The organism is Adlercreutzia sp. CNCM I-6215 (assembly GCF_977072315.1).
This window is the reverse complement of sequence record NZ_CDRVMA010000012.1, coordinates 41,027-67,654: the sequence shown is the minus strand read 5'-3', so window position 1 is coordinate 67,654 and position 26,628 is coordinate 41,027. Positions and strand designations below refer to the sequence as shown.

The 26,628-nt window shown below is 63.7% G+C and carries 23 protein-coding genes; 6 read left to right on the top strand and 17 right to left on the bottom strand.

Going from position 1 to position 26,628, the window contains the following annotated elements:
* Positions 1–172 precede the first annotated feature (172 nt).
* From ACW4LP_RS09745 to ACW4LP_RS09720, 6 genes are all read left to right on the top strand, one after another.
* The gene (locus tag ACW4LP_RS09745; protein ID WP_015760614.1) at positions 173–1,138 is read left to right on the top strand and encodes an Abi family protein; all 966 of its coding nucleotides are present in this window, start codon (positions 173–175) and stop codon (positions 1,136–1,138) included.
* A gap of 276 nt (positions 1,139–1,414) precedes the next feature.
* Positions 1,415–3,490, top strand: a complete 2,076-nt coding sequence (locus tag ACW4LP_RS09740; protein WP_015760613.1) for a class I SAM-dependent DNA methyltransferase — start codon at positions 1,415–1,417, stop codon at positions 3,488–3,490.
* Positions 3,487–4,674, top strand: a complete 1,188-nt coding sequence (locus ACW4LP_RS09735; protein ID WP_015760612.1) for a restriction endonuclease subunit S domain-containing protein — start codon at positions 3,487–3,489, stop codon at positions 4,672–4,674. Before ACW4LP_RS09740 ends, ACW4LP_RS09735 begins: the two co-directional genes overlap by 4 nt.
* Positions 4,675–4,676: 2 nt before the next feature.
* A complete protein-coding gene (locus ACW4LP_RS09730; protein WP_015760611.1) occupies positions 4,677–8,105 on the top strand; it encodes a type I restriction endonuclease in 3,429 nt (1,142 codons plus the stop codon).
* On the top strand, positions 8,106–9,485 hold the full coding sequence (locus ACW4LP_RS09725) for an ISL3 family transposase (protein ID WP_015760610.1): 1,380 nt from the start codon (positions 8,106–8,108) through the stop codon (positions 9,483–9,485).
* Entirely contained in the window at positions 9,485–10,120 is a 636-nt protein-coding gene (locus ACW4LP_RS09720) for a HEPN domain-containing protein (RefSeq protein ID WP_015760609.1), read from the top strand. The genes ACW4LP_RS09725 and ACW4LP_RS09720 overlap by 1 nt, the downstream gene beginning before the upstream one ends.
* Positions 10,121–10,253: 133 nt before the next feature.
* Here ACW4LP_RS09720 and ACW4LP_RS09715 read toward each other — a convergent pair whose 3' ends face one another.
* The 17 genes from ACW4LP_RS09715 to ACW4LP_RS09635 all read right to left on the bottom strand — a co-directional run bounded on the left by ACW4LP_RS09715 (position 10,254) and on the right by ACW4LP_RS09635 (position 26,379).
* The gene (locus tag ACW4LP_RS09715) at positions 10,254–10,385 is read right to left on the bottom strand and encodes a hypothetical protein (protein WP_013978957.1); all 132 of its coding nucleotides are present in this window, start codon (positions 10,383–10,385) and stop codon (positions 10,254–10,256) included.
* Complete coding sequence (locus ACW4LP_RS09710; RefSeq protein WP_229026827.1) at positions 10,385–11,092, bottom strand: class B sortase; 708 nt, start codon at positions 11,090–11,092, stop codon at positions 10,385–10,387. The genes ACW4LP_RS09715 and ACW4LP_RS09710 overlap by 1 nt, the downstream gene beginning before the upstream one ends.
* Positions 11,093–11,194: 102 nt before the next feature.
* A complete protein-coding gene (locus ACW4LP_RS09705; RefSeq protein ID WP_455803763.1) occupies positions 11,195–14,263 on the bottom strand; it encodes a VaFE repeat-containing surface-anchored protein in 3,069 nt (1,022 codons plus the stop codon).
* Between the two features lie 17 nt (positions 14,264–14,280).
* Complete coding sequence (locus ACW4LP_RS09700; protein WP_015760606.1) at positions 14,281–14,757, bottom strand: hypothetical protein; 477 nt, start codon at positions 14,755–14,757, stop codon at positions 14,281–14,283.
* 127 nt (positions 14,758–14,884) lie between these two features.
* Entirely contained in the window at positions 14,885–15,871 is a 987-nt protein-coding gene (locus ACW4LP_RS09695; protein ID WP_455803762.1) for a conjugal transfer protein TrbL, read from the bottom strand.
* A gap of 14 nt (positions 15,872–15,885) precedes the next feature.
* Entirely contained in the window at positions 15,886–16,593 is a 708-nt protein-coding gene (locus ACW4LP_RS09690) for a hypothetical protein (protein WP_015760604.1), read from the bottom strand.
* Positions 16,594–16,608: 15 nt separating this feature from the next.
* Positions 16,609–18,183, bottom strand: a complete 1,575-nt coding sequence (locus ACW4LP_RS09685; protein WP_015760603.1) for a C40 family peptidase — start codon at positions 18,181–18,183, stop codon at positions 16,609–16,611.
* Positions 18,176–20,686, bottom strand: a complete 2,511-nt coding sequence (locus ACW4LP_RS09680) for a VirB4-like conjugal transfer ATPase, CD1110 family (RefSeq protein WP_015760602.1) — start codon at positions 20,684–20,686, stop codon at positions 18,176–18,178. The genes ACW4LP_RS09685 and ACW4LP_RS09680 overlap by 8 nt, the downstream gene beginning before the upstream one ends.
* Positions 20,670–21,077 carry a PrgI family protein gene (locus ACW4LP_RS09675; RefSeq protein WP_015760601.1) on the bottom strand — a complete coding sequence of 136 codons (408 nt, stop codon included), beginning with the start codon at positions 21,075–21,077 and terminating at the stop codon, positions 20,670–20,672. Before ACW4LP_RS09675 ends, ACW4LP_RS09680 begins: the two co-directional genes overlap by 17 nt.
* Before the next feature lie 18 nt (positions 21,078–21,095).
* Entirely contained in the window at positions 21,096–21,311 is a 216-nt protein-coding gene (locus ACW4LP_RS09670; protein ID WP_015760600.1) for a hypothetical protein, read from the bottom strand.
* Positions 21,312–21,503: 192 nt separating this feature from the next.
* Positions 21,504–23,336: a VirD4-like conjugal transfer protein, CD1115 family gene (locus ACW4LP_RS09665; RefSeq protein ID WP_455803761.1), complete on the bottom strand. Its 1,833-nt coding sequence runs from the start codon at positions 23,334–23,336 to the stop codon at positions 21,504–21,506.
* A complete protein-coding gene (locus ACW4LP_RS09660) occupies positions 23,333–23,881 on the bottom strand; it encodes a hypothetical protein (protein WP_015760598.1) in 549 nt (182 codons plus the stop codon). Before ACW4LP_RS09660 ends, ACW4LP_RS09665 begins: the two co-directional genes overlap by 4 nt.
* 91 nt (positions 23,882–23,972) lie before the next feature.
* Entirely contained in the window at positions 23,973–24,491 is a 519-nt protein-coding gene (locus ACW4LP_RS09655; RefSeq protein WP_015760597.1) for a hypothetical protein, read from the bottom strand.
* A gap of 133 nt (positions 24,492–24,624) precedes the next feature.
* Positions 24,625–25,017 (bottom strand): ATP-binding protein, encoded by a 393-nt coding sequence (locus tag ACW4LP_RS09650; protein WP_455803760.1) that lies wholly within the window; start codon positions 25,015–25,017, stop codon positions 24,625–24,627.
* A gap of 358 nt (positions 25,018–25,375) precedes the next feature.
* Positions 25,376–25,837: a transcriptional regulator gene (locus ACW4LP_RS09645; RefSeq protein WP_015760596.1), complete on the bottom strand. Its 462-nt coding sequence runs from the start codon at positions 25,835–25,837 to the stop codon at positions 25,376–25,378.
* A gap of 20 nt (positions 25,838–25,857) precedes the next feature.
* Complete coding sequence (locus ACW4LP_RS09640; protein WP_015760595.1) at positions 25,858–26,091, bottom strand: helix-turn-helix domain-containing protein; 234 nt, start codon at positions 26,089–26,091, stop codon at positions 25,858–25,860.
* A gap of 63 nt (positions 26,092–26,154) precedes the next feature.
* Positions 26,155–26,379 (bottom strand): helix-turn-helix domain-containing protein, encoded by a 225-nt coding sequence (locus ACW4LP_RS09635; RefSeq protein ID WP_015760594.1) that lies wholly within the window; start codon positions 26,377–26,379, stop codon positions 26,155–26,157.
* Positions 26,380–26,628 lie beyond the last annotated feature (249 nt).

Below are 26,628 nucleotides of genomic sequence, written 5' to 3'. Positions count from 1 at the left end.
CGGGGCGTTCGTCCGCTGGATGTTCAAGGCGGTGTTCCGGTTCATGTAGGCAAGGCGCACCTTCCAATCGCCGTTTCACGCGCAATTGCATGCGAAAAGAAGGATAATTGAGAAACGGCGCGCATTCCGTCCCTCGAGACCGATCCCTATCCAAGCACGAAAGATCGAAGCTATGAACGAAATCGCAGAAGATAATAAAAGAAAGCCCAAGCTCACCGTCGAGGAGCAGATAGAGCACCTGAAGTCCAAGGGCGTGACCTTCGAGCTGTGCGACGAGGGAGAGGCCTCTCGCATCCTCTCCGAGCAGGACCACTACTTCCGCCTCGCGGCGTACCGCGTGCTCTTTCCCAAACGGGTGGGCGGCAAGCACGACGGCGAGTATGCCGAGCTCGACTTCGGGCAACTGGTCGACCTCGCGGGGATAGACCAGGAACTGCGCAGGTTCCTGCTGCCGCTCACACTCGACGTGGAGAACGCCGCCAAGACAAAACTCGTCGAGAAAATAACCGACAATCGCAACGAGGACGGCTACTCCGTCCTCGCCGACTACCTCACGCACCTCAACCACGCCGAGCGCAACAGGCGCGAAGGCGAGATCTCGCGCTTGGAGAACGACGCCTACCTCGGACCGCTCGTCGAGCGCTATCCGCTAGACGAGATGCCGGCATGGGTGTTCCTGGAGCTGTCGTCGTTCGGCGCGTTTGCCAGCTTCTACCTCTTCTGCGCAAACCGATGGGGCGATACGGAAATGAGAGATGACCATTACCTTCTCAGGCGAGCGAATTCGCTCAGGAACGCCGCTGCCCATTCGAGCGCCATCATCAACGGCTTGGGTATCTCCTCGGCCACGTCGACGAGATACCCCGCATCGGTCGCGAAAGCGCTCGGCGACGCAGGTGTCTCGAAGCGCCTGAGACGATCCAAGATGCGCAATCCGCGAGTGCTCCAGACGACGGTGCTCGCCTATGCCTGCAACCGTTTCGTCACCCGAGAAAGGCAGGCGAGAGCATACGACGGATTCCTGGCATTTAGGCAACGTGCAGAGGAGAACTCGGATTGGTACAGGGGGAACACGACTATCATCTCGGCATACGACTTTCTGTCAAAGGTCTTCCAGGCATGGCTGAGCCAACGGTGATACTGGTAAATCCTATATGCTCGATTTGACAAACGGGCCGCAATCACGATAATTATAGCCAGACAGAAACCTTCGGGTTTGCGGGGCGGGATCGCGAAAGCGTTTCTGCCCTATTTTTTTGGGGTATGTAAATATACTGGTTGAGTTCGTTAAATCAGTGGTTGGTGATACCACTTACCAGATTTGTTGAACAATTGGTTGGCCATTAACCCAAATGAGGGACCTAGGTTGTAAAATACATGGTTGGGAATGTATTTTACGCAGAGAGGTCCGACCATGGCCGATAAGACCGCGTTCGACTACGTTAATGAGATATGGAGCATCGCGAACTACGTGCGCGACGTCATCCGCCCCGCCGACTACAACAAGCTCATCCTTCCCTTCGCTGTGCTGAGGCGCTTCGAGTGCGCCCTCGAGCCTACGCGGGCGGCCGTAAGCAGACAGGCCGCCAAGGGAGTCTGGGACGACGACGACCCGAAGTACTGCGCCCTCTCCGGCCACTGCTTCTACAACGTCACGAGCTTCACGCTCTCCAACCTCGGGGCGACGAAGACCTGTGACGCCCTCATGGCCTACATCAACGGCTTCTCCGTGAACGCCCGCGAGGTCCTGCAGCGCTTCGAGATGCGCCAGACCTGCGAGAAGCTTGATGAGAAGGGCATGCTCTACGAGGTGTGCACACGCTTCTCGGGCTTCGACCTCGGGCCCGAGACGGTCTCCGACCGCATGATGACCGACATCTACGAGCACCTCATCCAGCGATACGGCGAGGAGATCTCGCAGGACGCCGAGGACTTCATGACGCCGAAGGACGTGGCGAGGCTCGCCACGGCGCTCCTGTTCGCGAACGAGGACACGCTCCTCAACGCCGACAACGGCGACATCCGCACGCTCTACGACGGCAGCTGCGGCACCTGCGGCTTCATCTGCGACGCGCTCGACCAGCTCGACGAGTGGCACGACAAGGGGCACTTCAAGAGCCCAACCAAGATTGTCCCCTACGGCCAGGAGCTCGAGGACGCGACCTGGGCCATGGGCAAGGCCGCGCTCATGCTGCGCAATATCGCCGGGGGCTCGGGAGACGTGCTCGACCAGATGACCGACCTGTCGGCCGGCATCATGCTCGGCGACACCCTCGACGACGACAGGTTCGAGGGACGCACCTTCAACTACCAGCTCACGAACCCGCCCTACGGCAAGGAGTGGAAGAAGGAGAAGGACGCCGTCCTCGAGGAGATGGGCCGTGGGTTCGATGGCAGGTTCGGCGCCGGCAAGCCCGACATCGACGACGGCAGCATGCTCTTCATGCAGAACGTCGCGGCGAAGATGGCCCCTCCCAAGGAGGGCGGCGGGAAGGCCGCCATCGTGCTCTCGGGCTCCCCGCTGTTCAACGGGGATGCCGGCAGCGGGCCATCGGGCATCCGCCGCTGGCTGTTCAGCGAGGACCTCGTCGACTGCATCGTGAAGCTGCCGACCGAGATCTTCTACCGCACGGGCATCGCAACCTACATCTGGGTGCTCAACAACCACAAGCCGGAGAACCGCAAGGGGTACGTGCAGCTCATCGACGCCTCGGAGGAGAAGACCGCCCTGCGCAAGAGCCAAGGGAACAAGCGCTACGAGATCGGCGAGGACCAGGCCGCGTGGATCGTGCGCACCTACGTAGACGGGCACGACCACGGCAGGTCGGTCATCGTCCCGGTCGAGAACTTCATGTACCGCAAGGTGACCACGCAGCGCCCGCTGCGCGTTGTCATTGAGCCCTCGGTCGATGGGCTGGATGCCCTCTTTACCCTCAGCAAGCCCATGGAGAAGCTGTCGGACGCGAGCCGCGCCGCCATTCGCTCCTGGGTTGAGAAGAACGAGGGCGCCTCGCTCACATACAGCGAGGTCCTGGCTGCGACCGAGAAGCTTCACAAAGCGATCGAAAAGCCCAAGCCACAGAAGGCCGCCCTCGCCGACGCCCTCGTCAAGGTCTTCGGACGTCGAGACCCGTCCGCGACTCCCGCAATCGATGCGAAGGGCAATCCGGTGTTCGACCCCGAGCTCAAGGACACGGAGAACGTTCCAATCGGCATGGAAATCAACGACTACATGGCGACCGAGGTGCTGCCCTACGCTCCCGACGCCGTGGTGGACGAGTCCGTAAAGGACGAGCCGAAGTACGACGCCAAGAGCGGGCTCACGGCCAACCCGCTCGGCGACGGCGGGGTTGGCGTCGTCGGAACGACCATCTCGTTCAACAGGTATTTCTACAAGTACGAGAAGCCTCGCGACCCGCAAGTCATCGCTAAGGAGATCCTCGAGCTCGAGGACGGCCTCGGCGAGCTCATGAGGGGGTTCCTGGCATGAGGGAGACGAAGGACAGTGGCGTTGACTGGATCGGCGAGGTGCCGGTCAACTGGGAAATCGTTCCGATAAAGGCGGATGTTTCAATTGGACATGGCTCCGACCCCACAACGCCTGGTGATATTCCGGTTTGGGGCAGCGGGGGCGAACCCTTTAAAACCTGTGGCGAGCATAAGAATGGGCCAGCGGTGCTTCTTGGACGAAAGGGAACATTAGATTGCCCCCAACTTGTTACCGGGCTCTACTGGAACGTCGATACAGCTTTTGATGCGAAAATCACAAGTAAAAAGCTCTCACTGAAGTTCTTCTACTATGCTGCAACCTGTGTTGACATTAAGCCATATATGACCAACACGGCTAAGCCGAGTATGACTCAATTTGACTGGGACAATTCGAGAATCCCCCGCCCTCCACTTGCGGAGCAGCGACGAATCATCTCATACCTCGATGAGCGCTGCGCGGCCATCGACGAGGATGTCGCGAAGCGTCGCGATGTCATCGGGAAGCTCAAGGAATACAAGAAGTCACTCATTGCGCATGCCGTGACGAAGGGCCTCGACCCGAACACAGAGATGAAGGACAGCGGAGTCGACTGGATCGGCGAGGTGCCGGCGAATTGGCGTCTAACGAAAATCGGACAGGTCTATGACCTGCGCAACACGAAAGTCAGCGATTGCGATTACGAGCCATTGTCCGTAACCATGCAAGGCATCGTTCCTCAACTTGATAGCGCTGCCAAGACCGATGCGCATGACGATAGGAAGTTGGTTATGGAGGGAGACTTCGTAATCAACAGCAGGTCAGATAGACGTGGATCATGCGGAATAGCAAGACAAGATGGCTCCGTATCCCTTATCAATACGGTACTTATCCCCCGAGAACATATGGAGCCACGCTTCTATGACTGGTTGTTTCACACGACCCTATTTGCTGATGAGTTTTATAAGAACGGTCACGGAATAGTAGACGACCTTTGGACCACAAAATGGGCAGAGATGAAGGGCATCACCATAGTTGAACCCCCATTTGAAACGCAAATAACCGTCGCGAACTACCTCGACGAGCGCTGCGCGGCCATCGACGAGGCAATCGCCCGCCAGGAGCAGCTCATCGAGAAGCTCGGCGAGTACCGCAAGTCCGTCATCCACCACGCCGTGACCGGCAAAATCGACTGTATGGAGGCCTAACCATGACAAAGGTCGATATGCATATCCCAGGCAAATCCGATCTCGACGTCAGTTTCGACGGCAGCCGGAAGATCCATCAGGAGGCGCCGTTCGAGCGCTACATATCTCGCAAGGTCGCAGGGCTGGAGCATTCGGGCTGGGCCCTCTCACCTGACGATACGGGGTTCGACCCGAACGACGCACTCGTGTTCGACGACTTCGTCGCCTGGCTCGAGGCCACCGCGCCGGAGAAGCTCGACAAGATGCGCCGAGAGAAGGGCGCCCGCTGGGCCGACCAGCTGAAGCGCGCCCTGGTGAAGAGTCTCGAGAGGAACGGCACCGTCCTCACGCTGCGCAAGGGCTTCCAGATGGCGGGCTATCAGACCATCGAGTGCATGGCGGGCTACCCGGACGACGAGCGCGTGCCCGGGGCGAGGGAGCGCTACGACGCCAACATCCTGCGCTTCATGCACCAGGTCCACTACCAGACCGCCGGGAGCAAGTCTCTCGACTTCGTCCTGTTCGTCAACGGCATCCCCGTCGCCACCGGCGAGGTCAAGACCGAGCTCACCCAGACCGTGCGTGACGCCATCGACGAGTACGCCGACGAGCGTAAGCCGGTGGAGCCCGACGGCGGCAGGAAGAACCCGCTGCTCATGTACAAGAGGGGCGCCGTGGTCCACTTCGCCGTCTCCGAGGACGAGGTCTGGATGTGCACGAACCTCGGCCCCTTCCCGAGCAAGTCGGCGAGGCCCCGCTTCCTCCCGTTCAACCTGGGACGCGACGGCGGGGCGGGCAACCCGGACGCGCCGGAGGGCGAGTACAGGACCCACTACCTCTGGGACACCATCCTCCAGCGCGACAACTGGCTGTCCATCTTCGACCGCTTCGTCTTCGAGGAGGTCGAGGACAGGCAGGACGCGAGCGGCCGGTGGCGCAGACAGGCGACCCAGATCTTCCCCCGCTACCACCAGTTCGACGCCGAGAGGAAGGTCCTGGCCGACGCGCGCGAGCACGGGGCGGGGCGCCGCTACCTCATCGAGCACTCGGCCGGCTCCGGCAAGACCGAGACCATCTCATGGGCTGCGCACGACCTCGCGAGGCTCCGCCGCGCGGACGGCGAGAAGATGTTCTCGAGCGTCGTGGTGGTCACCGACAGGCTGTCGCTCGACCAGAACATAAAGAAGACCATCTCCCAGCTCTCCAAGGTGACGGGACAGGTCGTCATGATCGGCCGCGACGAGAGGGGCAACGCCGTCTCGGACGGCTCAAAGAGCTCCCAGCTCGTCGAGGCCCTGCGCCAGAAGAGGGAGATCGTCGTGGTCACCATCCAGACGTTCCTCTACGCCTGGCCGGACATCGCGGTGCTGCCCGAGCTCGACGGCGCCGGCTTCGCGGTGATCGTCGACGAGGCGCACAGCTCCCAGGAGGGCAGCTCGGCGGCGTCCCTCAAGACCGCCTTCAACGCGGCGGCGGACAAGCTGAAGTTCGAGAGGATGCTCGACTTCGACGACGACTCGGGCGACGACGGGTCGGTCATGGACGCCTACTTCGCCCAGATGCAGGCGAGCAACCTCATGCCGCCGAACGTCTCCTTCCTCGCGTTCACCGCGACCCCCAAGGCCGAGACCAAGACCCTCTTCGGCACGCCGACGGGCGAGGAGGACGAGGACGGCAACCCGGTCATGGGCAGCTTCCACCTCTACCCGATGCGGCAGGCGATCGAGGAGGGCTACATCATCGACCCGCTCTCGGGATACGTGCCCTTGAAGACCCTCACGAGAATCGAGGACGAGTCCGAGGACGCCGACGGGAGACTCGTCGACGAGCGCCGCGCCAGGAGGAAGATCGCCAAGTGGCGCTCGCTCCACCCGACGAACGTCATGGAGAAGGCCAAGTGGATCATCGACCACTTCGTCGACAACGTGGCGCCGCTCCTGAACGGCGAGGCCAAGGCCATGATCGTCACCTCCGGGCGTCCCGAGGTCGTGCGCTACAAGTACGCGATAGAGGCGTACCTCCGCGCCCGCCCGGACCTCGACCCCGCCAAGGTCGAGCCGAGGCTGCGCTTCAAGGTGCCCGGCGAGCCGCTCGTCGCCTTCTCCCAGAAGGTCCTGGGCGACAGGTGCGTCCTGCCCGAGGACGAGTACCTCGAGGACAACCCGTTCGCCCTCATCGAGCGCGGATACGAGTACACCGAGGCCAACATGAACCCGACCGGGCAGGGCCCGGTCGAGAGGGCGTTCGACCGCCCCGAGAGCAGGCTGCTCATCGTGGCCAACAAGTTCCAGACCGGGTTCGACCAGAAGAAGCTAGTCGCCCTCTACGTCGACAAGCCGCTCGGCAACGCCATCGAGATCGTGCAGACCTACTCGCGCGTCAACAGGACGTGCTCCGGCAAGGACAGGGTCTTCGTCGTCGACTTCGTGAACGACCCCGAGACGGTTCTCGCCGCCTTCAAGACCTACGACAAGGGCGCGACGATGAGCGCGGCCCAGGACCCGAACGTCGTCTACGACCTGAAGGACGCCCTCGACGCGGCCGACGTGTTCGCGACGCGAGACGTCGAGGGGTTCAAGGAGGCGCTCTACAGGTCCAAGGGCCTCGCAGCCGGCGGGGAGAGCGATGCCTACAGGACCGCCCTCTACTCCGCCGTCTCCGGGCCCGCCGAGATCTTCCGCGAGAGGTTCGCGGCGGCCAGGGACTCCTACGAGACTTGGCTGGAGTGCGCCAACCGGGCGGAGGCGGCCGGCGAGGCCGAGGAGGCGGAGAGGGCCAAGAGGAGCGCGGACGAGGCGGCGGGACGCGTCGCGGAGCTGATGACCTTCAGGAAGAAGCTCTCCAAGTACTGCTCCGCCTACACGTTCCTGTCCCAGGCGCTCGACTTCGGCGACCCCGACCTCGAGGTGTTCTACAGCTTCGCAAAGCTGCTCGGCCACAGGATCGCGGGCACCTCGCTCGACGACGTCGACGTGCGCGGCCTCGTGCTCCGGGACTTCCGCATATCGGCCCAGAAGGTCCCCGAGGGGGTCGAGGGCGGCGAGCTCATGCCGATGGGCGCGGGCGGCTCAGGCGCCGCTCCCAAGCGCGACACCATGGCGAGGATCGTGGAGAGGCTGAACCGCACGTGGGGCGACGAGGGCGACCCCCTCGTGAAGGCCCGAGCCGTCAATGCGGTCTCCGACGCCGTGGCGGCAGACCCCGTGACCAACACGCAGATCACGAACACGAGCAACACGAAGGAGGCTGTCCTCGCGGACGGGCGCCTGCGCAACATCGTCATCAGGGCCCTCATGTCGATGATGAGCAACGAGCTGGGAGACCTCGCCGAGCAGGCGCTCGACGACCCGCAGGCGATCGAGCCCCTGGCCGACCAGGTGTACGACCTCATCTCGCAGGGGAAGCGCTACGACATCGCCGAGCTCGCCTCCTACCTCTCGAAGGGGGAATAGATGGGCGCGGCGGGCTACGTCGAGGAGCTGCTCGGCGTCCGGGGCTGCGAGCTCATCGGCAGTGCGACCAAGGTCGATTGCGGCAGGAGGCTCCAGCAGTTCGACCTGAGATACCGCGGGCCCGTCCCCGCATCGTGCCCCGAGTGCGGCGGGACGCTGCACAGCCACGGCGCGAGGACCGTCGGCGTTGTGTCGACGCCACACTTGGGCATCCCGACGAGGCTCGAGATAGGGTTCCCGCGGATGCGATGCCCGGAGTGCGGCTACGTGTGGCGCCCGGCGATAGGCGGGGTCGACGCGGGTCACCGAATGACGGAGGCGGCATACGCCGACATCGCCCAGCGCTCACTCAGGCTCACCTTCCGCGAGGTCGCCGAGGAGTACCCGCTCTCGCACGTCACCGTGAAGAACGTCTTCGAGGACTACGTCCGCGAGAACGCCTCGAGGCTTCGCTTCAAGGTGCCGGCGTTCCTGGGCATAGACGAGAAGAACCTCAAGAGGGTCGGCATGGTGACCGTGATCACCGACCTCGAGCACAGGACGGTCTTCGACATGGTGCCCGGCAGGACGCAGTCCGACCTCGACGCCTATTTCTCCTCGTTGGAGGGCCTCGAGCGCGTACGATGGGTCTCGAGCGACATGTACCGGCCGTTCTGGAGGAGCATAGCCAAGTACACCCCGAACGCGACATGGGTCATCGACCACTTCCATGTCGTGAGGGGAGCCAACGAGGCCTTAGACGCGGTCCGCAAGGGCCTCCAGGGAGCCCTCGACAGGAAGGGCCGCCTTGAGCTAAAGAAGGGCCTCGCCTACGCCCTCAGGAAGCGGACACGCGACCTCAGCCCCTACGAGGCGTCGGCCCTAAGGGCGCTACGGGAAGACCCCTCCTACTCGACGCTGATGACCGCGTACGACCTCAAGGAGGACTTCTTCGGCATTTACGACGACCATCCGTCCTCACGCGAGGAGGCTGAGGCGGCGTTCGACGCCTGGATTCGGGAAATTCCCGATGGCAGGGAGTTCGATCCGTTCAGAGCCCTTGCTCGGACCGTCCAGAACCACCGCGAGTTCATCTTCAACTACTGGGAATGCCCCAGCCGCATCTCGAACGGCTACACCGAGTGCGCGAACCGGCTCATCAACGAAACGGACATGAGAGGGCGCGGATACTCGTTCGAGACGCTTCGGGCAAGGACCCTCTACCGCAGGCAGAACCTCGACCGCATCATCGCGAGCAACGGGCTCACGATCGGCCCTCGCATCGATGCTCCCGGCCCGCTCTTCGTGACCGAGCCCGACCGCGAGGACGAGGCCGTGGACGAGTTCATAGACCCGAGGTCGGGAGTGAAGGTCGACGCAACGACTGGGGAGGTCCATTAATGGGGAGCATATTCACCGAGCATGTATTTCCTAGATACGTGGGGCGTCAAGTGATGAAGCCCCAGATGAACGGCTTTAACGACCCCACCCTGAGGGATTTCTCCCTGCTCGACTCATCCGTCTTGATGAAGGAAAAACTCAAGGGCGAGATGTTCGAGGAGGAGTTCATCCGCTCGTTCCTCAACGCCGCGAAGGAACTGGCGGCCGCCGGAAGAAGGGCCATCGACCGACCTGGGATGTACGTGATGCTGAAGCACTCCTATGCGATCCCGGTCCTGTTCCTCACGAGACACTGCATGGAACTAGCTATCAAGAGGGTGATTAGGAAGTGCGGAGTCGAGCCCAAGAGAGAGCACAGCCTCACGAAGCTGTGGAGCTCACTGCTCTCGAGGTTCCCAGGGCAGAGGTGCCGTGAGGACAACAGGGCCATCAAAAATATGGGCGCATTCGTAGAGGCCGTAGCCGACATCGACGACAACGGCATCAGTCTTCGCTATCCGCAGGACAGTTCAGGAAGGCTCACGCAGGATAGGCCGCTCTTCGTGAATGACGAGGAAGTCGCCTCATATCTAGAGAAGTTCGTAGAGCAACTAGAGCTGATTGACTTCGACATGATACATAGAGACGTTAAATAAGTGGTTGGATTATTGCAGCTCCAGCTGTTAGAAAGATGGTTGGATGAGTTGATTTAGACTCAACAGCAACCAACCAGAGATTTACCAATTTCCAACCACTTGTTTTACATACCCTTTTTTTGCCGAAAGCAGCCTAGGGTTCCCGCTTGCCCTCGGCGAGCATTTCCTCACGTTCGCTCATGGCGCCCACCCGAATGCAGGCGTACCCCACGATCGCGCACGCCATCATCGCCATGCCGATGAAGAAGCATATGGTCGATTGCATCACACCACCTCCTCCCGCGCATACACTATCGTCCTCTCGTGCCCGTTCCACCTGCCGTAGCTGCAGGTGCAGAACGCCTTGACGCTATCCGCCTCAACGTCGACGTCGAGCACGACGTCCGCTTCGGCCAGCAGCCTCTCGAGCCAAAAGCCGAGCTCTCCGTCGTCGGCGAACTCCAGGCGCTTGTGCTCAGCGTTCGAATCCACGACGTCCGCCGCGATGACATTCAGGCGAATGTCCCTCTCGGGTGTCTGCAGGAGAATCTCCTGATGCTCCTGCGCGAACCCCCTGTCCGAGTAGTTCGCGAATGCCGAGAACATGCTGCCGTCGTTCATGTGGTGGCCGAACATGAGAGCGAGCGGGCTGTCGATTCCCCGCCCCGCGCAGCCGGCGTCGAGGTAGGGGCATCCGTAGGGGTTCCAGCCGCGGTAGACGTCGTGGTCGAGGTAGAAGGTCGGATCGTCGGCGCTCGCCTGTACCACCGGATAGTCAATATCAGTCCCCGGGACGCTCACCCACGCCACGATGTCGGGGTTCACCGACAGCCAGAATTCCCAGTCGACCGTCGGGGCGCCATCGGATGCCGCATCGCTTCCCGAAGCATCTGCCAAGATAGGAGAGGGGTCTACATCTGCCGCCCTGTCATGGATGCTGAAGAGCCACAACCCCAACGCCGCAGCACCGACCAGCGCTGTCACCGCCACCATGATTGCAAATCGCTGCTTGATATTTGTGCTCACTTGAACCTCCAGGAAGACGGGCGGGGAGGCTCATCGCCGCCCCGCCCTCTTCGATCGACCGGGACCCGGCTACTTCTCGGGACCCTCGTCAGTGGATCCCTCGCCAACTGATGCGTTTCGACGGATGCGGCCGCGAAGCGCGTATGCGCCCGCAGCGCCGCCGCAGAGGATCAAGGCGCTGATCAGAACCCATACGGGAAGCAGGTCGCCTCCCGTCTTGTCGTAGGGGGTGCCGAGAGTCTCGGGGTTGTCGACGACCACGGTCTGCCCCTCGTCCTCGAGGTCCTGATGTACCGCGATGACGTTCCCGTTCACGTCGAGCACCTCCTCGAACGCCACGAGGGAGGCGCCCTCCTCGAGCTGGAAAGCATCGAACTCGAAGGTGATCTCTACGGTTCCCTCAGAACTTTCCGCCACGAACTCCGCGGTTGAGGTCACCGGATTGCCTTCCGAGTCCTCAAGGGGCATGCCAGTCGCCTTGTCCATGATGGTGCCGTGGGCAGTATAGGTTTCTCCTGCGACGAGCCCCTTGTACTCGACGGTATCCACGACGGTGACCGTCCCGTTCTCGACCATGTGGTCGCCGTCGGCGGCGTCGACGAGCGTGGTGCCGATCTCGACGACCGTGACGGACTGGCCCTCGTCCTCGATATCCTCGTGCACCGCGAGGACGGTGCCTTCGGCGTCGAGCAGCTTCTCGAACACCACCAGGCGGTGACCGCCGAGGCCGGAGGAATCGAATGAGAGCTCTACCGTCTGGGTACCCTCGGCAGCTTCGGGCGTGAACTCGACGATCGCGGCCACGTCAGTCGCGAGAAGCCCCTCGCCGCTTTTCAGCGGCTCGCCCGTCTCGGCATCCATCAGCGTCGCCTCGAGCGTATAAGAGCCTCCAGGGGTCAGACCCTCGAAGGCCACCTCGTCAGCGATGATGACCTCGGAGCCCGTCACGAGCTTGTCGCCGTCGGCGGCGTCGGCCGCCGTGGTGCCGATGTCGACGAAATGGACCGTCTGGCCCTCGTCCTCGATATCTGCGTGGACTGCTACCTCGATGCTATCCTTCACGAGGCTCTCGAAGGCCACGACGTCCTCGCCCGCGAGCAGGCTCGCGTCGAAGGTGAACTCGATGTCCACCGACCCGTTCGTGTTGTTCGCCGTGAACTCCTTGGTGGCGGTCACGGGATTGCCCTCGGCGTCGAGCAGCGGCTCGCCGGTGGACTTGACCATGAGCGTGCCCGTGAGGGTGTACGTGCCTCCGAACTCGAGGTTCTCGTAGTAGACGGTATCCACAATCGTCGTCTGCTCGTTTGCCTGGGCGATCTGGTCACCGTCGGCCACTTCGGTTGCCCGCGTTCCGATCCTCGGCCCCTCCTGGTCGTCGAGCGTCATCCAGACGGCCTCCGCCACGCCGGAGTCGCGCTCGATCCAGAAGGCCTTGGTCACGAGCTCGTAGCCCTCGTTCGCCTCGCAGGGAAGCTCCTCGAGCGTGTACTGGCCGTACGGCAGCGCGCCGAGCGCGTCGTTGGCGGGAGCCGACGAGCCGTCCTCGCCCAGCCCGAACCAGATGCCCGCCGACGGGTCCATCATACCGGCCGTGATGCGGTCGGCTTCGAGCAGGACGTCGTTTCCGTTGGTGTTGGCGGTGTGCCTGTTCCAGCTCGCCTCGGTCGAAGCCTGGCCGTTGCGGTCGGTGACCAGCACGTGCGTCTCGCCGGTCGCCACGTTGGAGATGGCGAAGGGAACCTGCAGGCTCGCGTTGGTGTCCTCGGCCTTCTTGGAGAGCTTGAGGTCGTTGCGGACGACCTGGTTGTAGAAGGTGAGCTCGCCGCCTTCCGCGTCCGCCGTCACGACAAGGCCGTCGGTCCGGATCTCGAAGGTCTTCGGCTCGCCGTCGGTGAGCAGGTAGGAGTCGTTGGTCGCGGTCTCCTGGATGGTGTAGGTGCCGTAGGGCAGCGCGTCGGGCGCGGTCTTCGCGATGTAGGAGCCGATTTCCTCGTCCCACTCGGTCTCGATGGCGGCGACGACCTCGCCCGGCTCGTACCAGGCATCGCCTACGAGGACCTTGTTCTCGGAGGCGTTCGTTATGGCGAACTCGATGCCGGAGAGCGTCGTGCCGACGCCTTCTGCTGCATGCCCGTTCCCGCCGACCGCCTCGGACTCGCCGAGCTCCGCGTCGGCCTTGGTCACCTGCACGCCGCCGCGTATCGCGTCGTCATGCACGGGGTCGCCGGAAAGGTCGACGACCTGGCCGTCGCCCTCGATGGCGAACCCGAGCTCGCCTTCCCAGGGAAGGTAGCCTTCCGGAGCGTTCGCCTCAACGATGCGGTAGGTGCCGCACGGCAGCGCGTCGCTCGCGGTCTGCGCGGTGTAGGCCGAGCCGTCCCAGGAGGTGGAGATGGTCATGACCGTCTCGCCGTCTGCGTAGCTGTGGCCGTTCACGTAGGAGTTCATCCCCGATGCGTTGACGATGGCGAACTCGGCGCCCTCGAGCGAGGCGTCGCCCTGCTCGCCTGCGCCGGCTTGCGCATCGACCTTGGCGATCTTCACGCCGCCGCGCTCCCACGTGAAGCTGGCGAGCGTCTGGGCGTCTGATCCCGCATGGATCCTGATGGCCGAGAATCCCGTGGAGACCTCGTTCGCACGTGCGTTGACCTGGCTCCACACGTCGCCCGCGATCTCGCGCTCCGCCCAGGAGGCGAACTCGGCGCTCGTGCCGTAGGTCGCCTCGGCGGCAGATCCCAGGTTGGCGTACGAGAGCAGGATGTGGCTCGCCACGCGGTACTTGTCCTCGTCCATGCCGCTTCCGTCGTACCAGGAGCTGGGCCACATGGACGCGTCGAAGCCGGGTGCCCCATAGGAGAACCACATGGCCGCCGCCAGATCTCCCGCCTCACTCGTCGGATAGGTTCCCGCATCGGGCGTGGAGCGCGACGGCTCGATGCAGTAGGCGTCGTTGCCGTTGGCGCTCATCTGGGTCGTCTCGTATCCGGCATAGGGGATGCTCTTGCCGATCGAGACGTTCACGTTCCCGGAGGCATATGCCTTGGTCGGGACGATGGCGACGGACAGCACGAGCGCCATCGCCATGGCGACCCGCACGATTTTCGAGGAGGTTATCCTCTCCATCGTCTTCTCTTTCATTTCTCGCGCACCTCCTCCTACATCGCGATGCTCTCGCGGCTCTGGGCGGCGCGCCTATCGCCGTTTCCCAGGCGCTCCGAGCCCTCGCGCGCGCCGCGCGCCTTCTCGGAGAGGCTCTGCAGGTACTCGCTGCGGTTGCGGTCGAGCGCCTCCTTGATCTGCGCCGGCATGACGCGCACGATGTCCTTGGCGGGCTTTCCTCGCTCGTCGAGCACCGGCTGGCCGTCCTCGTCGAGCACGCTTTTCTTGAGCCACACCTCGCGATCCGTCAGAAGCGGGATGTCGCGGTAGTTCTCGCCGCGGTAGCGGGATTCGTTTACGAACATCGGGCTGAACTGGTAGTAGCTCACGTCAACCCCGTCGACCACCGTGCCCTTCGGCAGCGTCACGGAGTTGAAGGTGCGTACCTCTCCGGTCTCCCGGTCGGTGTACTCGATGTCGGTCCGCACGAAGTTCTTGTGGAGCGTGAGGTAGGTGTTCTTCTTCTCAGGCATTTCATGCCCCTTTCTTTGCATCCTTTAGGCGGGCGTAGTTGTGGAAGCCCCGCCTGATTGCCTTGCCTTCGGTTTCGGTCTCAGCCATCCAAGGCGACCACCCCCTTTCAAAACGTCAGTTCCCGGATCAGATTCCCGAGACGATGTCGCGCGCCCATGCACCGCTCTTGACGAGGGAGAGTATGAGCAGCACGCACATCGCCAGGTACTGCAGCGCGTAGGTGAGCCCCGTCGCTATGCCGTCGATGGGGGTGCCCGTCGAGGTGCTCGCCCCGGTGAGGCCTCCCAAGATGAGCGGGAAGGCGACGAGCAGGATCAGGATGATGAGCCCCGCCAGGCACACCGCGGTGAAGTTCTTCAGGTAGCCGATGCCTATCTGGCGCGTGTCGTCGAGCGCCATGAGCGAGAGCGGGATCGGGCCGAACGCCGCCATGACGTAGAGCTGGATGGCGCGCGCCCAGCACACGACGAGCGCCACGATGTAGGCCCCGAGCACCACGACCCAGCTGATGACGGATACCAGGAGCAGCGCGATGAGGGCCGGAACGTCGTCGTCTTCGGTCACCACGCTCACGGCAGAGAGGTCCATCGCGCCGCCCGCGCCGAAAAGCGCCATCGTGCGGTCGATGGCGAGCCCCACCACCGAGTAGATCGCCTCCATGAGCTCGAAGCTGTTCTGTATGAGGAACAGGAACACCGCGAAGAAGACCAGCAGGAAGACGACCTCCTTCACGCCGGGGAAGGAGGCGTTGCCGTCCATGCGCTGGCTTATCTGGATGAGCTTCACCGTGAACACCAGCCCGAGCACCCCGCATCCGATGGGAAGCACTGCGGCGTCCCAGACCCCTCGCGCGATGTCGTACATGGAGACATCTCCTGCGGTCGTGAGCATCTGCGAGAAGTCCGCGCCGATGATGCCCTCGTAGCCGATGCTCGAGAGCACCGCCACCTGGTTGGTGAACATCCAATTGCACGCATCCCGCAGAAGCCCGGCGAGCCATGCGTTCACGTCGTCGGCGATGCTCGCGTAGGCGGGAGACGCCGGGACGAGCATGAGCGTCGCGAAGAGCAAGGTGGAGGCGAACGCGATGCGGAAGCGCCTGTCTGAGATCATCGTCGCCACCCGCCTCATAGCGCGCTCAGCTCCCCGCTCGCGCGGTCTAGGGAGAGCTGAACGATCGTCGATGCTGCGTCGTTCAGGTGGAAGGACGTTGTGAGGACGTCCTCGTTGCAGTCGATGTAGACCTCGCCGTCCCAGGTGGCGAGCGTCGCCGTCGGGGATGCGATCGACGCCCTCTGCGCGATGGCGGAGGCGATCTCGGGATCCTCGGCATCGAGGAGGTCGTTTAGCTCAGAGGGGTGCGCGGCAAGCTCGAGCCCGGCATCGGAGCCTTCGGCGATGAGGTAGTTCTTCGACAGCGAGAACGCGTCGCAGGAGATGCTCTTTCGGCCTCCCGCATCGCTTATGGAGAGCAGTGTCTGGGAGGCGGCCTCACCCGCCGAGCGCGTGAAGGATATCTGCGCCGAGACGCCAGCGTCGGCGGACTCCTCTGAGAGCACCTCGTAGTACATCACCTGCACCCCGGCCTCTCCAGACTCGACGATCGTCGAGTCGGAAAGCGTGAGCGTGCACGCTCCGTCCTCGCTTTCCCAGGTGGTGCCCGCATAGCCCGCGAGCGACTCGTCCGCCTTCTCTATCTTCTGGCTTCGCTCCTCTACGGGAACGACGGCCTCGGGTTCGCTCGGCTCTATCGCGCAACGCGCGAGCCCTGCCCCTATCAGGATCGCTGCGGCGCCCGCGGCGCATATGGCCATCAGTTTCGTCTTCTTGTCCATCTTCTTGCTCCTTGTCTATCGATACGACAGGGCGCAGGTGAAGCTCGAGATCCCGCTTGCGATCTTCACGACCTCGCCCCGATGGGGCGCGTGGATGTAGCGGTCGCCCCCTATGTAGATGCCGACATGCCCCATGCGGTAGAGGATGTCGCCGGGCTGCGCCTCCGAGAGCGCGATCTTCTTTCCCTGCGCGTACTGGGCCTCGGTGTTGCGCGGTATCGAGATGCCGGCCTGCTTGTAGCAATACTGGGTGAGCCCGCTACAGTCCAGGCCGACGCCCGGGGTCGTCCCGCCCCACACGTAGGGGACACCGAGCTGGCTGTAGGCGGCGGAGACGATCGCATCTGCCAAGACCGCCCCGGACCTGAAGTCCTCCAGGCTCATGCCGTCGAAACGGTAGAGGTTGTAGGTCTCCATGGTGGATTTCAGGCTCTCGACGTAGCTCGAGCTCGTCGCCCATCCCGCGTCCTTGAGCCCCTCGGCCATCTTGTCCGAGTCGTGGTTCGCAATCGCCTCGCGTATGAGCGCGTTTGACGCGTAGCGATCGGCCTGCAGGAAGACGCGGCTGCGGAAGCGGATGCACTCCGCGTCGCCGACGAAGCTGATGAAGTCCGCCGTGATGGTGACCTGCTCGCCGCCGTACTCCTCGCCGGTCCTCCACGAGCTCTTCCCCGCGACCTCCTCGCACAGCGCATACGAGCTCGACCACTTCATGCCGAACAGGTTGTGGTCCTGCGTGGCGAGCCCCGAGAGGTGGTCGCCCTGCCCCGACTCGACGATGATCTGCGCGATCGTGCATCCTGCGGGGTGCCCGTACTCCTCCTGACACGCGAGCGCCTCCTCGACCATCTCGTAGGTGATGTAGGGCGGCAGCCCCTCGAGGGAGGCTTTGGACGCCTCGTTTTCCCAGAACCCGAAAAGGGCGCTCACGATCTGGGAGATTGCGAGCACGGCGAGCAAAAACGCCATGATCGCCGCGAGCACGCCCGCCACGGGGACAGCAACCGACGAGCCCGCGCTCACGACCGCGCCCTTGCCGCCGGCGGATGCCGCAGCCTTCGCAGCCCCGGCAGATGCCTGGCTGACGGCCGCATGCCGGGCCTTCGCGGCAGCGCCTTGACCGAAGGCCCCCGCCTTGGCATGCTTTGCGGCCCCTTTCAGCGGGCCTTTAGGCTTCGAGGCGGCAGTAGCCTTCTTGGAGGCGGAATGCCGTGCGATGACGGAGCGTGCGCCGCGGAAGGTGTTGCTCGCCTGTCCGATGCCGGAGAGCTCCTCGGAGTCGTCCGCCTCGGACGCGGCGGCATCGGCGATCGCGCGCTTGAGGTTCCCCTTGGCCTGGGCGGCGAGGCGGGATTTCACCTTCGGCCTGCCCGCACCGACAGGGGAGGGTTCGGCGAAGTCCGCCCTGCCCCGCCCCGGAGATTCGCCCTTCGATGAGAGCACCTCGCCCGCGCGCTCGGTCGATCCTTTCACGATCCCCGCCGAGATGGCGTCTGGCCGGTCGTCCATCCCGAGCGCACGCGCCTGCTCGCGGCTTGCCGCCTCGAGCCGTGCCGATCCGTCCGAGTATGTCGCCGCGCTCTCAGGCATCGCCGCCCTCCCGGGCCCGCGCGAACGCCTGGGCGCGCTTTATCTGGGCGATCTCCTCGGGCTTGGTGTTGAACAGGTCGTAGAGCGCGCCCTTCGGGAAGTCGTCCTTGAGCGGCACGCGCACGCCTCCCGCCACCAGGAGGCCCTCGCCGGCCTTGATCGAGTCGTCGATGTAGCCCTCCTCCTGGGCCGAGAGGGCCAGCAGGTCGACCCAGCTCTTGCGGTCGAGGTGGCTCTGCTTGTGCAGGAGCACGAAATCCGAGTTCAGCACCATGTTGCGGGCGTCCTCGTGCTCGAGCATGTAGGTCGAGTTCTGCGTGATGCCCGTGCAGATCAGGTTGAACTTGCGGCCCTCCGCCCAGAACTTGGAGAAGTAGCTGATGATCGCCGGGTGCCCGAAGAGGCTCTGCACCTCGTCGATGTAGAGCCAGGTGGTCACGCCGCGCTCGAAGTTCGCGTACATGCGGTTGCGCACCGCTTCCAGCGCCGTGAGCATGCCGAAGACCCTCATGTTCTGCGAGAGGTCCTTGAAGTCGACGTTGGTGATGCGGTTGGTGAAACCCACGTTGCTCTGGTGGTTGAAGAACGAAAGCGCCCCCTTCACGTAGCGCTCGTAGCGAAGCGCGATGTCGCGCGCCTCGGGCTCCTCCTGCTCGAGCAGCAGCTCGTAGAAGTCGCCGAGGACGGGCAGGCGCCCCTTGCCCTCACAGCGCATGTAGGCAAGCTCCACGCAGCGGCTGATGATCGACTTGTCCGCCTCGGGCAGCCCCTCGCGCCCCTCTGCCATGGTCGCGCTCGAGAGTGCCAGTATCGCGTCGATCTTGAAGGCGAGCTGCGCCTGGTTGGCCTTGTCGGCGACGTCGGAGAGGTCGAAGGGGTTCATGAACGTGTCGGTGTCCGGCGAGAAGCGTATGCAGGTCCCGCCCGCGGGCTCCACGACCGGCGCGTACTCGCCCGCCGGGTCGAAGACGATCACCTCGTCGTCGGGATAGGCCAGGATAGTGTTCATGATCTCGCGCTTGACGCTGAAGCTCTTGCCCGAGCCCGGCTTGCCGCAGACGAACCCCATGGGGCTCGCGAGCTTCTTGCGGTTGCAGATGACGAGGTTGCCCGACTGCTTGGACTGGCCGTAGTAGCCGCCGCCTTCCTGGTTGAGCTCCTGGGAGGCGAAGGGCATCTGTATGACGATCTGCGCGGTCGTCATGTAGCGCGAAACCTCCACGTGGTTGAGCCCCAAAGGCAGGATCGAGTTCATGCCCTGGCGCTGGCGGTACGAAAGCGGCTCCACCTCGATGGAGCGCTGGCGCGCCGCCGCCATGATCTGGCGGGTCTGGTGGTCGAGGGCCTCTGCCGTGTCCGCGTAGGTGAACACGAGCCCCGTGTAGGTGAACAGTCGCTGGTTCTTGTTCTGGAGCTGGTCGAGGAGCTCTTCGGCCTCCTCCTTGGAGTGCGAGAGCTCGGGAGGCAGGATGGAGAAGTCGTAGCCCTTCTTGACCGCGCTCATCTGCTCGTCGATGACCTCCTTGTCCATCCAGGCGATGCGCTTCTTCACGTAGGCCACCGCGGCGGCCTTGCCCATGGGATGGATGTGGAGCGTGACGTTGAGCGGCATCGGCAGGTCTACGACGTTGGCGATGCAGTCGTCCTCGAGATCGCTGCCAAATCCGCGGAAGACCAGCACGCGGCACCAGGTGCCGTCCGCCCGGTAGCAGTCGGCGCGCCCGTCCGGCTTGAAGTCGAGCACCGAGGGCGCAATGAGGTCCTTGGTGCGAAGCCCGCTTAGCTGGGACAGTTTGTCCCACGAGAAGGTGAACTCCGCTTTCGGCCGCAGCTGTGACTGGACGAGCTCGAGGCGCTCTGCCCCGTCGAGCATGCGCGCCTCGCAGCGGATGCGGGCGAGCGTCTGCATGCAGTCGCCGCGGGCTCGGGCGAGCCTGGGCGCTGCGGCATCGAGGTCGTCCGCCCCCACGAGGAAGGTGAGATAGCGGTGGCGCACGAGGTTGGAGACCCCCTCGCGCATCTTGTCGTTGAGGATGCGGTTGTACTCCTCGACGTACTCGTCGACGCGCGGGTCGCTCTTCTCGAAGAAGCGCTTGCGCCCGATCTCGCGCTCGGGTATGGGAGTGTTGGTTATGGTGAGCTGCACGGAGGTCTCCGAGCCGAAGTAGTCGTAGAGCTCGCTCATCGCCGCGAACACCGACTGCTGGTTCTCCTCGCGCGCGGACTGGTAGCTGATGTCCCCGAACTCGATGGTCTGGCTGAAGAGGCCCTCCTCGACCTGCGCGGTCCCGTCGGCGTACATGGCGTCGTAGCCGATCGCGGAAAGGACGTCTTTGGCCTCGGCTCGCGCGCGCCTCTTGCGGCGCGCCGCCTGCTCGACTTTCTTCTCCTCTTCCTCGAGCCTCGTCGTGCGGGCATGCGCGCCGCGCACGGGCAGCCTGCCCTTGCGTGCCGCCGCCTCCTTTTCCTTGGGTTTCTTATTGGTCTTATCGAACAGCAGCATTCGCCTCCGCCCCCTTCCTCTTCGCCTTGCGCTTGGCCTTTCGCGAAGGGCGTCCCGGCACGGGAGAGGTCTGCGCACCCTCGAGCACGGGTGTGGAGCGGTAGAGGATCCTCTGGTCCTCGAGCTTGAAGTCGAGCCAGAGCGGGACGAACTTCTCGAATTTCATGTGATGGGGCCGCCAGAACCCCGCGAGCCAGAACGGCATGGATGCGCACATGACCGGCAAGGCTGCATCGCGCACCTCGATGCCGAGGGCGAACTGGCAGAGCGCCGCGGCTCCGACGGCGGAGGCGAGTCCGCCTGCGAGGCACGCGAGCGTGCGCGCGGAGAGCTTGCCCACGATCTTCTCGGTGTACTCGCCGATGTCCTTCTGGACCCTTACGGATAGCATTTGCACATCCTCCTTCCCTTAGGCGGGGAGCCAGGACGTGTCGAGCTGGCCGAAGTAGATGGCGGCGGCGATTATGATCGCCCCGCCAGCGATGGTCGAGATCGCGCTGGCGATCTGAGCGCCTCCCTGCTGCTCTCGGATGGCGAGGCCGAGCGACACCGCGCCCCAGACGATTAAGAAACCCCCTAGGAACGTGACGCAGCCGGAGACGAGTCCGATGATGTTTGAGAGCATCTTGGCTCCTTTGCATGTCTTGCTTGTGGGCGGCCGCAACGGTTGGGTTTGAGGCGGCCGCCCCGGTTGGTACAATTGGTCGTGGAGCGCATCTCGCGCCCCTTTGCATCCGGGACGGCGCGCGGCGGGCTTGTGTGGAAGCTGGCCGCGCCGCGCTTGTCAAGGGAGTGTCGGCTCCCGCCGTCCCATCTCTCATCTCATGGGCGCATCACCGCCTCTCCTTTCCCGGTACTCCTTGAAGTCGAAACGCTCCTCGTGCCTCGCGCCCGCATGCCCGGGGTCCACCTCGGGATAGGAGGGATGCTCCTCGATGCGGTACTTCGCGCCCTTCAGGGGGTAGGTCCCGCTGATGAGCACGATCGACTCGTCGCGCGGGAGCCTTCCCACCTCGTCGGGCGTCATGAGGTCGCGTTCGATCACGTTGTAGTTCTGGGTGGTGGAGCGGTTCGCGCCCCTCGAGTCGCTTTCCGTGAGCACCTTCACGGTCTGCTTGCCGATCATCTTCGAGACCATCTCGTTCGTCTCGGTGGACTTGCCGCCGAGAAACACCACGGTGTCGCAGCAGTCCAGGATGGTCTTCGCGCCCTCCTTCTTGTAGGCGCGCTCGAGCTGGCTGGCCGACTGCAGGATGATGCTGAAGCTCACGTTGCGCGAGCGGGCCGTGGCGATGACGCGCTCGAAGTCGGGCACCGTGCCGATGTTGCCGAACTCGTCGAGCAGGAAGTGCACGGGGCGCTTGAGCGAGCCCCCGAAGCGAGCGAGAGCCGTCTTGTAGAGCACGCTCGTGGCCTGCCACATGAGCAGCGCGAAGAGGAAGTCGAAAGTCGAGTCCGAGTCCGACATGCTCGCGAAGATGGCGTGGCTGCCCTCTCCCGAGCCGAGAGAGTCGAGCGCCATCTCGTCGTATGCGACGAGATCGGAGACCGCATCGACCGAAAGGGGCTTCAAGCGCACGTTGCAGCTAATGATGATCGACTTCAGGGTCTTCCCGGCCGCCACCTTGAAGGCGCGGTAGTTTGACAGCGCGAAGTCCTCCTCCGGGTCGCGGGGCTCGGCGATGCGGACCCAGCCCCAGTCGCCCCCGTCGTCGAAGGGGCGCTCTTCCCGCGCCTCGCGCCCGCGCCCGCGCTCCATGAAGCGCATGCCCGTCTCGAGCTCCTCGAATATGAGGTCGAGCGGGCTCATGTAGGACTCGTCCTCCTCGCGCGCCTCCGCGAGGCTCAGTAGCAGCATGAGGGAGTTGAGGTCCCTCTCCTCGGGTCGCGCGTGGTAGACGAGGTAGGCCACCAGCGCCGTGTAGAGCAGGCGCTCGGAGTTCTCCCAGAAGGGGTCCGACCCCTTGCGGTCGTCGGGCGTGGTGTTCTTGATCAGGCACTCCACGAAGACGAGGATGTCGGCCTGGTCCTTCACGTATGAAAGCGGGTTGTAGTGCATCGAGCGGGAGAAGTCGGTCGTGTCGAAGGTGCGTATGTCGTATCCGGCGTCCTCGAGCATCCAGCCGACATCGCCGAGGAGGGTTCCCTTGGGATCGGTGACGAGGAAGTCGGCGTTTGCCTGCATGAGGTTGGGCTTGACGTAGTAGCGCGTCTTGCCCGATCCGGGGCCGCCGAGCACGCAGACGTTGCGGTTTCGGTCGTGCTTGAGGTCGAAGCGCTTCGGCTTGAGCGCGAGCGCGAAGTCCCTCGAGAGCAGGATGTTGTTCGCCTTGTCTTTCCTGTCCATGAACGCTCGTCCCTCCTTGAGGGTTCCCCAGCGGGCGGAGCCGTGCTCCTCGCCCTGGCGGTACGTGCCCGCGCGCACGAGGCTGCGCGCCCAGACCGCCCAGGGTATGCATGCGGCCATGAGGCCCACGGCAAGCGCCATGGGCTCCGCCGCGAGCCCCGTTTCGGGAATCGCCGACAGCAGGACTGGGGCGTCGCATGCGGGGAACCCCGACGCGGCGGCCGCAGCCGCGAGCGCGTCTCCGGCGCAGAAGCAGGCGGCGCTTGCGGCACCCGCCGCGAGCGCCTGCGCAAGCGGCCTCATTTCGCCCTCGTCTCGACGCCGCGCGACATCTCGCGCGACTTTCCCTTGGCGGCCTCCAGTCGGGATGACGCCTCCCTGGCGCGCGCCGCCTTCTCCGCGATGGGTTCGCCCTTGATACGCTCGCGCATCTGCGAGAGTTCCTTTCCCGCGCGCTGGGCGGATGCGCGCGTGGTCTTCTCGAGGTCCTTGAAAGCCTCGTTCACTGCGGGCGCATCCTCGACCATGAAGACGAGATGCTCGCCCTCCGGCATGGGCGCGAACTCGTGTCGGATGCCCTCGCGCGAGAGTTTCTCGTCGATGGCCTGGCGGATGGTCTCGTACTCGGGAAGCGCTGTGAATTCGGACAGGTCGAGCTTTGCCCACTCGGCCACGCTGCGGCCAGGTTCGGCCCCGCCTTCGATTGCGTCTTCGCCGCGGGCGCGCCTGAATGCCGATGCGAGCCGCTCGCCGCTGGCCATCATGGCCGCCTCGCCGGCATCCTGACCTATGCGGATCATCCAGTCGACGAGTTTCTCTCCGGAGTCGTCGCCGAAGTCGTTTGTCATGCTTCTTGTCCCTTCCTCTTGGTGGGACAGACTGTCCCAGTCGCTTTCCGAAAACAGAGAAGGCGGGGTGAACCCGCCTTCGTAAGTGTGTTCAGCGAAGCTCCGCCCGCGCGCCGCGCGTGGGCGTCATCGCCGTTTTGTTCAGTTGCTGGATGGAATCGCGTGCGCGTCTGGCGGCATCCTCGATGCTCGGAACCGCCTCCATGTACTCGAGGCGCTTGCACTGCTCTGGAGTTGCGCGATGCATGCACTCTATCGCATGTGAGAACCTCTCGGGCTCCTGCACGATGCGGCCGAAGGACCAACTCTCGAAGGCGAGCCAGCCGGAGTCGGTGCGCTTCAGCGTCCACCACTCGTCGCCGCCGTCGACCTGCTGCACGAAGGCGAGATCCTCGTACACGATCCCCTGGCGCAGCGCCCAGTTTCCGTGCGCGAAGAAGCCGCGCAGCTCTTCCACGCTGCCGGCCTTCGCGAACTCGTAGGGGTATTCCTCGAGGTAGGGGTCGTCTTGCCAGGGGTATCCGCCCCGCCTGAGCCAGCCGTTCTCCTGGCATTTGTCGGCGAGCTCCCGCTTGGTTCTCTCGTCGGCTTCCTTCAACCTGCCCGTCATCGTTCCTCCATCGCCTTCCGGAGTCGGCTGCCATCCGCACGCCGACTGCCCTCGATTCTTGTCGCGATTTACTCACAGACTCGCCGATGGCGTCGGCGGGAGAAGGCGCCGTCGTCCCGGCAAGTCCCGTCGGTCACATCCTTGACGCAATCCTCATATCCGGCCCCGTGAGGTGGATGGGGATGGTGGTCTCCGAGAGCCGGCTCGCGATAGCCTCGGCGGTCTCCGTCTCTCCCTTCCTTCCAAGCCTTTTCGATAGCGCCTGGGGCGAGTAGTTCGAGGTGAAGATGGTCGGCCTCATGTTTTCGTATCGGGCGTTTATCACAAGGAACATCATGTTCGAGGACCACTCCTTGGCATCCTCTTTGCCGAGGTCGTCGAGGACGAGGACGTCGCATGCAGCGTATCTGGAAATGACCGAATCGGTCTCCCCGTTCCCCGAGAAGCTCGCCTTGATCCTCTCGAGCATCGCCGATGCCGTTGTGAACACCGTGCGGTAGCCGGCGTCCACGAAGGCGTTCGCCAAGGCTGCGGCTGAATAGCTTTCCCCCTTCCGACCGAGCCGTATATGTAGAGGCCTCGCCCTGCGCTGCCCTCGAACGACTCGAGGTAGTCGATGAGGTCCTGGTGCTGGACGGTCGCGCCGAGGAACCGCTTCGGGATCCCCGCGCGCTTGCGGCGCTCGGCCAGGCGCGCTTCCCTCTTCGCGGCTTCCATCCTCTCGGCTCGCGCCCTTTGCCCGCGTGCGCCCTCGCAGTCGCATTCGCGGAACCCCGCGACGATCCGCCTGGCGCCGAACTCGACCACGCATGGAGCGAGGGGGCGCCCGCAGTATTCGCAGCAAGCCTCCGAATGCGTCGGCTTCGATTCGCCCATGGCACGTCCTATCTGTAATCTTTGTTTTCCGTCTTTGTTATTAGCTGGCAAGGCGTCAGGGGTCGGCATGGCGTCTGGTCATGCAGAAGGCGGCACGGGCGCGGCCCGCGGTCATCCGATGGCATTTCGCCATGCGTCGACTGGCCGGCCCCCTCGATTGCCCCCTTCGCCCTTCGGGCCGCCTCGAAGTCTATGCGGTAGACCTTCGTCTCCCTCCCTTTGGAAAGCTCTTGGCGGCCTACCTCGAACACAAGGCCCACCTCCTCGAGCTTCCTCACCGCTCGGACAACGCTTCGCGTGTCGACTCCGAGAATCTTGCCCAGATGCGCCTTGCTCTCGAAGTAGGGGGATCCGCTTTCGCAGAAGCCGTAGATCCGGGCGTACACAAGGAGGGGGAGGCCTGTGAGGCCGAGCCCCCTCGTCATGAACTCCCTTACGATGATGAAAGCCTCGTCGCTACGCTCCGCCATGCCGGTCGTTCCCCGCGTCCCTAGACCGCATTGCGCTTGCTCCACTCGAGGAGCTCGTCGCGATAGGCGAAGAACCCGCGCTTCTTGCCGTTCATGCGCCTCAAAGGCAGGGGGTCGTCCTCGCGCTTGTGCCACTCGTAGACGCTGTTTCGGCTTACGCGGAACAGAATTGCAATCTCCTCGACCGAATACGTGTCCTGGACAAGGACGGGCGTCTTGACGAAGACGCCAGATGTTTTTCTATCAGAAATCATATCGAGTGCTCCTTCCGAAGGCGGCGGAACGCGGCAGCGCGCGCAAGAGCGCCGTCAGCATGCCTACCGCCTTCCAAGGGCCCGGTCGACAGCTTCGATATCGAAGCGAATGGTCTTCGCGCTGAGCCTCACGCAGGGAATCGAGCCCTTGCGGGCCATCGACAGCACCCTTCTGGGCGTTATTCCGAGATGCCGGGACACTTCCTCCGCATCAACGAGGTCGGACAGCGATTGGCTCGATCCTCCGAATCGCCGAAGGCCTCTGATGCCGTCTTCCGATACGTCCATGGGTTTCCTTTCGTCTCCACAAGGCGCTCTTAAAGCGTTTCGAGCACCGATAGCTCCAATAAAGTCCTTTCGGTCATGTTCGAGCCGGAGTCGAATGGGGTCAAAACGGGAAAAGCGGGCTTGTCCCGCTAAGTCCCTGCATGTCATTCGTTGACGAAATCTGCGCAATCCGCCGCAAGCGCCACCCAGGTAGTAGTTTTGCTTTATGTGCCTTGATTTTCGGGATGCGTCCTGCAACTTGAAGGCCTT

Coding starts and splice junctions, on each gene's coding strand:
- ACW4LP_RS09745 (WP_015760614.1), top strand. CDS start 173: ATGAACGAAATCGCAGAAGATAATAAAAGAAAGCCCAAGCTCACCGTC.
- ACW4LP_RS09740 (WP_015760613.1), top strand. CDS start 1,415: ATGGCCGATAAGACCGCGTTCGACTACGTTAATGAGATATGGAGCATC.
- ACW4LP_RS09735 (WP_015760612.1), top strand. CDS start 3,487: ATGAGGGAGACGAAGGACAGTGGCGTTGACTGGATCGGCGAGGTGCCG.
- ACW4LP_RS09730 (WP_015760611.1), top strand. CDS start 4,677: ATGACAAAGGTCGATATGCATATCCCAGGCAAATCCGATCTCGACGTC.
- ACW4LP_RS09725 (WP_015760610.1), top strand. CDS start 8,106: ATGGGCGCGGCGGGCTACGTCGAGGAGCTGCTCGGCGTCCGGGGCTGC.
- ACW4LP_RS09720 (WP_015760609.1), top strand. CDS start 9,485: ATGGGGAGCATATTCACCGAGCATGTATTTCCTAGATACGTGGGGCGT.
- ACW4LP_RS09715 (WP_013978957.1), bottom strand. CDS start 10,385: ATGCAATCGACCATATGCTTCTTCATCGGCATGGCGATGATGGCGTGC.
- ACW4LP_RS09710 (WP_229026827.1), bottom strand. CDS start 11,092: ATGGTGGCGGTGACAGCGCTGGTCGGTGCTGCGGCGTTGGGGTTGTGG.
- ACW4LP_RS09705 (WP_455803763.1), bottom strand. CDS start 14,263: ATGAAAGAGAAGACGATGGAGAGGATAACCTCCTCGAAAATCGTGCGG.
- ACW4LP_RS09700 (WP_015760606.1), bottom strand. CDS start 14,757: ATGCCTGAGAAGAAGAACACCTACCTCACGCTCCACAAGAACTTCGTG.
- ACW4LP_RS09695 (WP_455803762.1), bottom strand. CDS start 15,871: ATGATCTCAGACAGGCGCTTCCGCATCGCGTTCGCCTCCACCTTGCTC.
- ACW4LP_RS09690 (WP_015760604.1), bottom strand. CDS start 16,593: ATGGACAAGAAGACGAAACTGATGGCCATATGCGCCGCGGGCGCCGCA.
- ACW4LP_RS09685 (WP_015760603.1), bottom strand. CDS start 18,183: ATGCCTGAGAGCGCGGCGACATACTCGGACGGATCGGCACGGCTCGAG.
- ACW4LP_RS09680 (WP_015760602.1), bottom strand. CDS start 20,686: ATGCTGCTGTTCGATAAGACCAATAAGAAACCCAAGGAAAAGGAGGCG.
- ACW4LP_RS09675 (WP_015760601.1), bottom strand. CDS start 21,077: ATGCTATCCGTAAGGGTCCAGAAGGACATCGGCGAGTACACCGAGAAG.
- ACW4LP_RS09670 (WP_015760600.1), bottom strand. CDS start 21,311: ATGCTCTCAAACATCATCGGACTCGTCTCCGGCTGCGTCACGTTCCTA.
- ACW4LP_RS09665 (WP_455803761.1), bottom strand. CDS start 23,336: ATGAGGCCGCTTGCGCAGGCGCTCGCGGCGGGTGCCGCAAGCGCCGCC.
- ACW4LP_RS09660 (WP_015760598.1), bottom strand. CDS start 23,881: ATGACAAACGACTTCGGCGACGACTCCGGAGAGAAACTCGTCGACTGG.
- ACW4LP_RS09655 (WP_015760597.1), bottom strand. CDS start 24,491: ATGACGGGCAGGTTGAAGGAAGCCGACGAGAGAACCAAGCGGGAGCTC.
- ACW4LP_RS09645 (WP_015760596.1), bottom strand. CDS start 25,837: ATGGCGGAGCGTAGCGACGAGGCTTTCATCATCGTAAGGGAGTTCATG.
- ACW4LP_RS09640 (WP_015760595.1), bottom strand. CDS start 26,091: ATGATTTCTGATAGAAAAACATCTGGCGTCTTCGTCAAGACGCCCGTC.
- ACW4LP_RS09635 (WP_015760594.1), bottom strand. CDS start 26,379: ATGGACGTATCGGAAGACGGCATCAGAGGCCTTCGGCGATTCGGAGGA.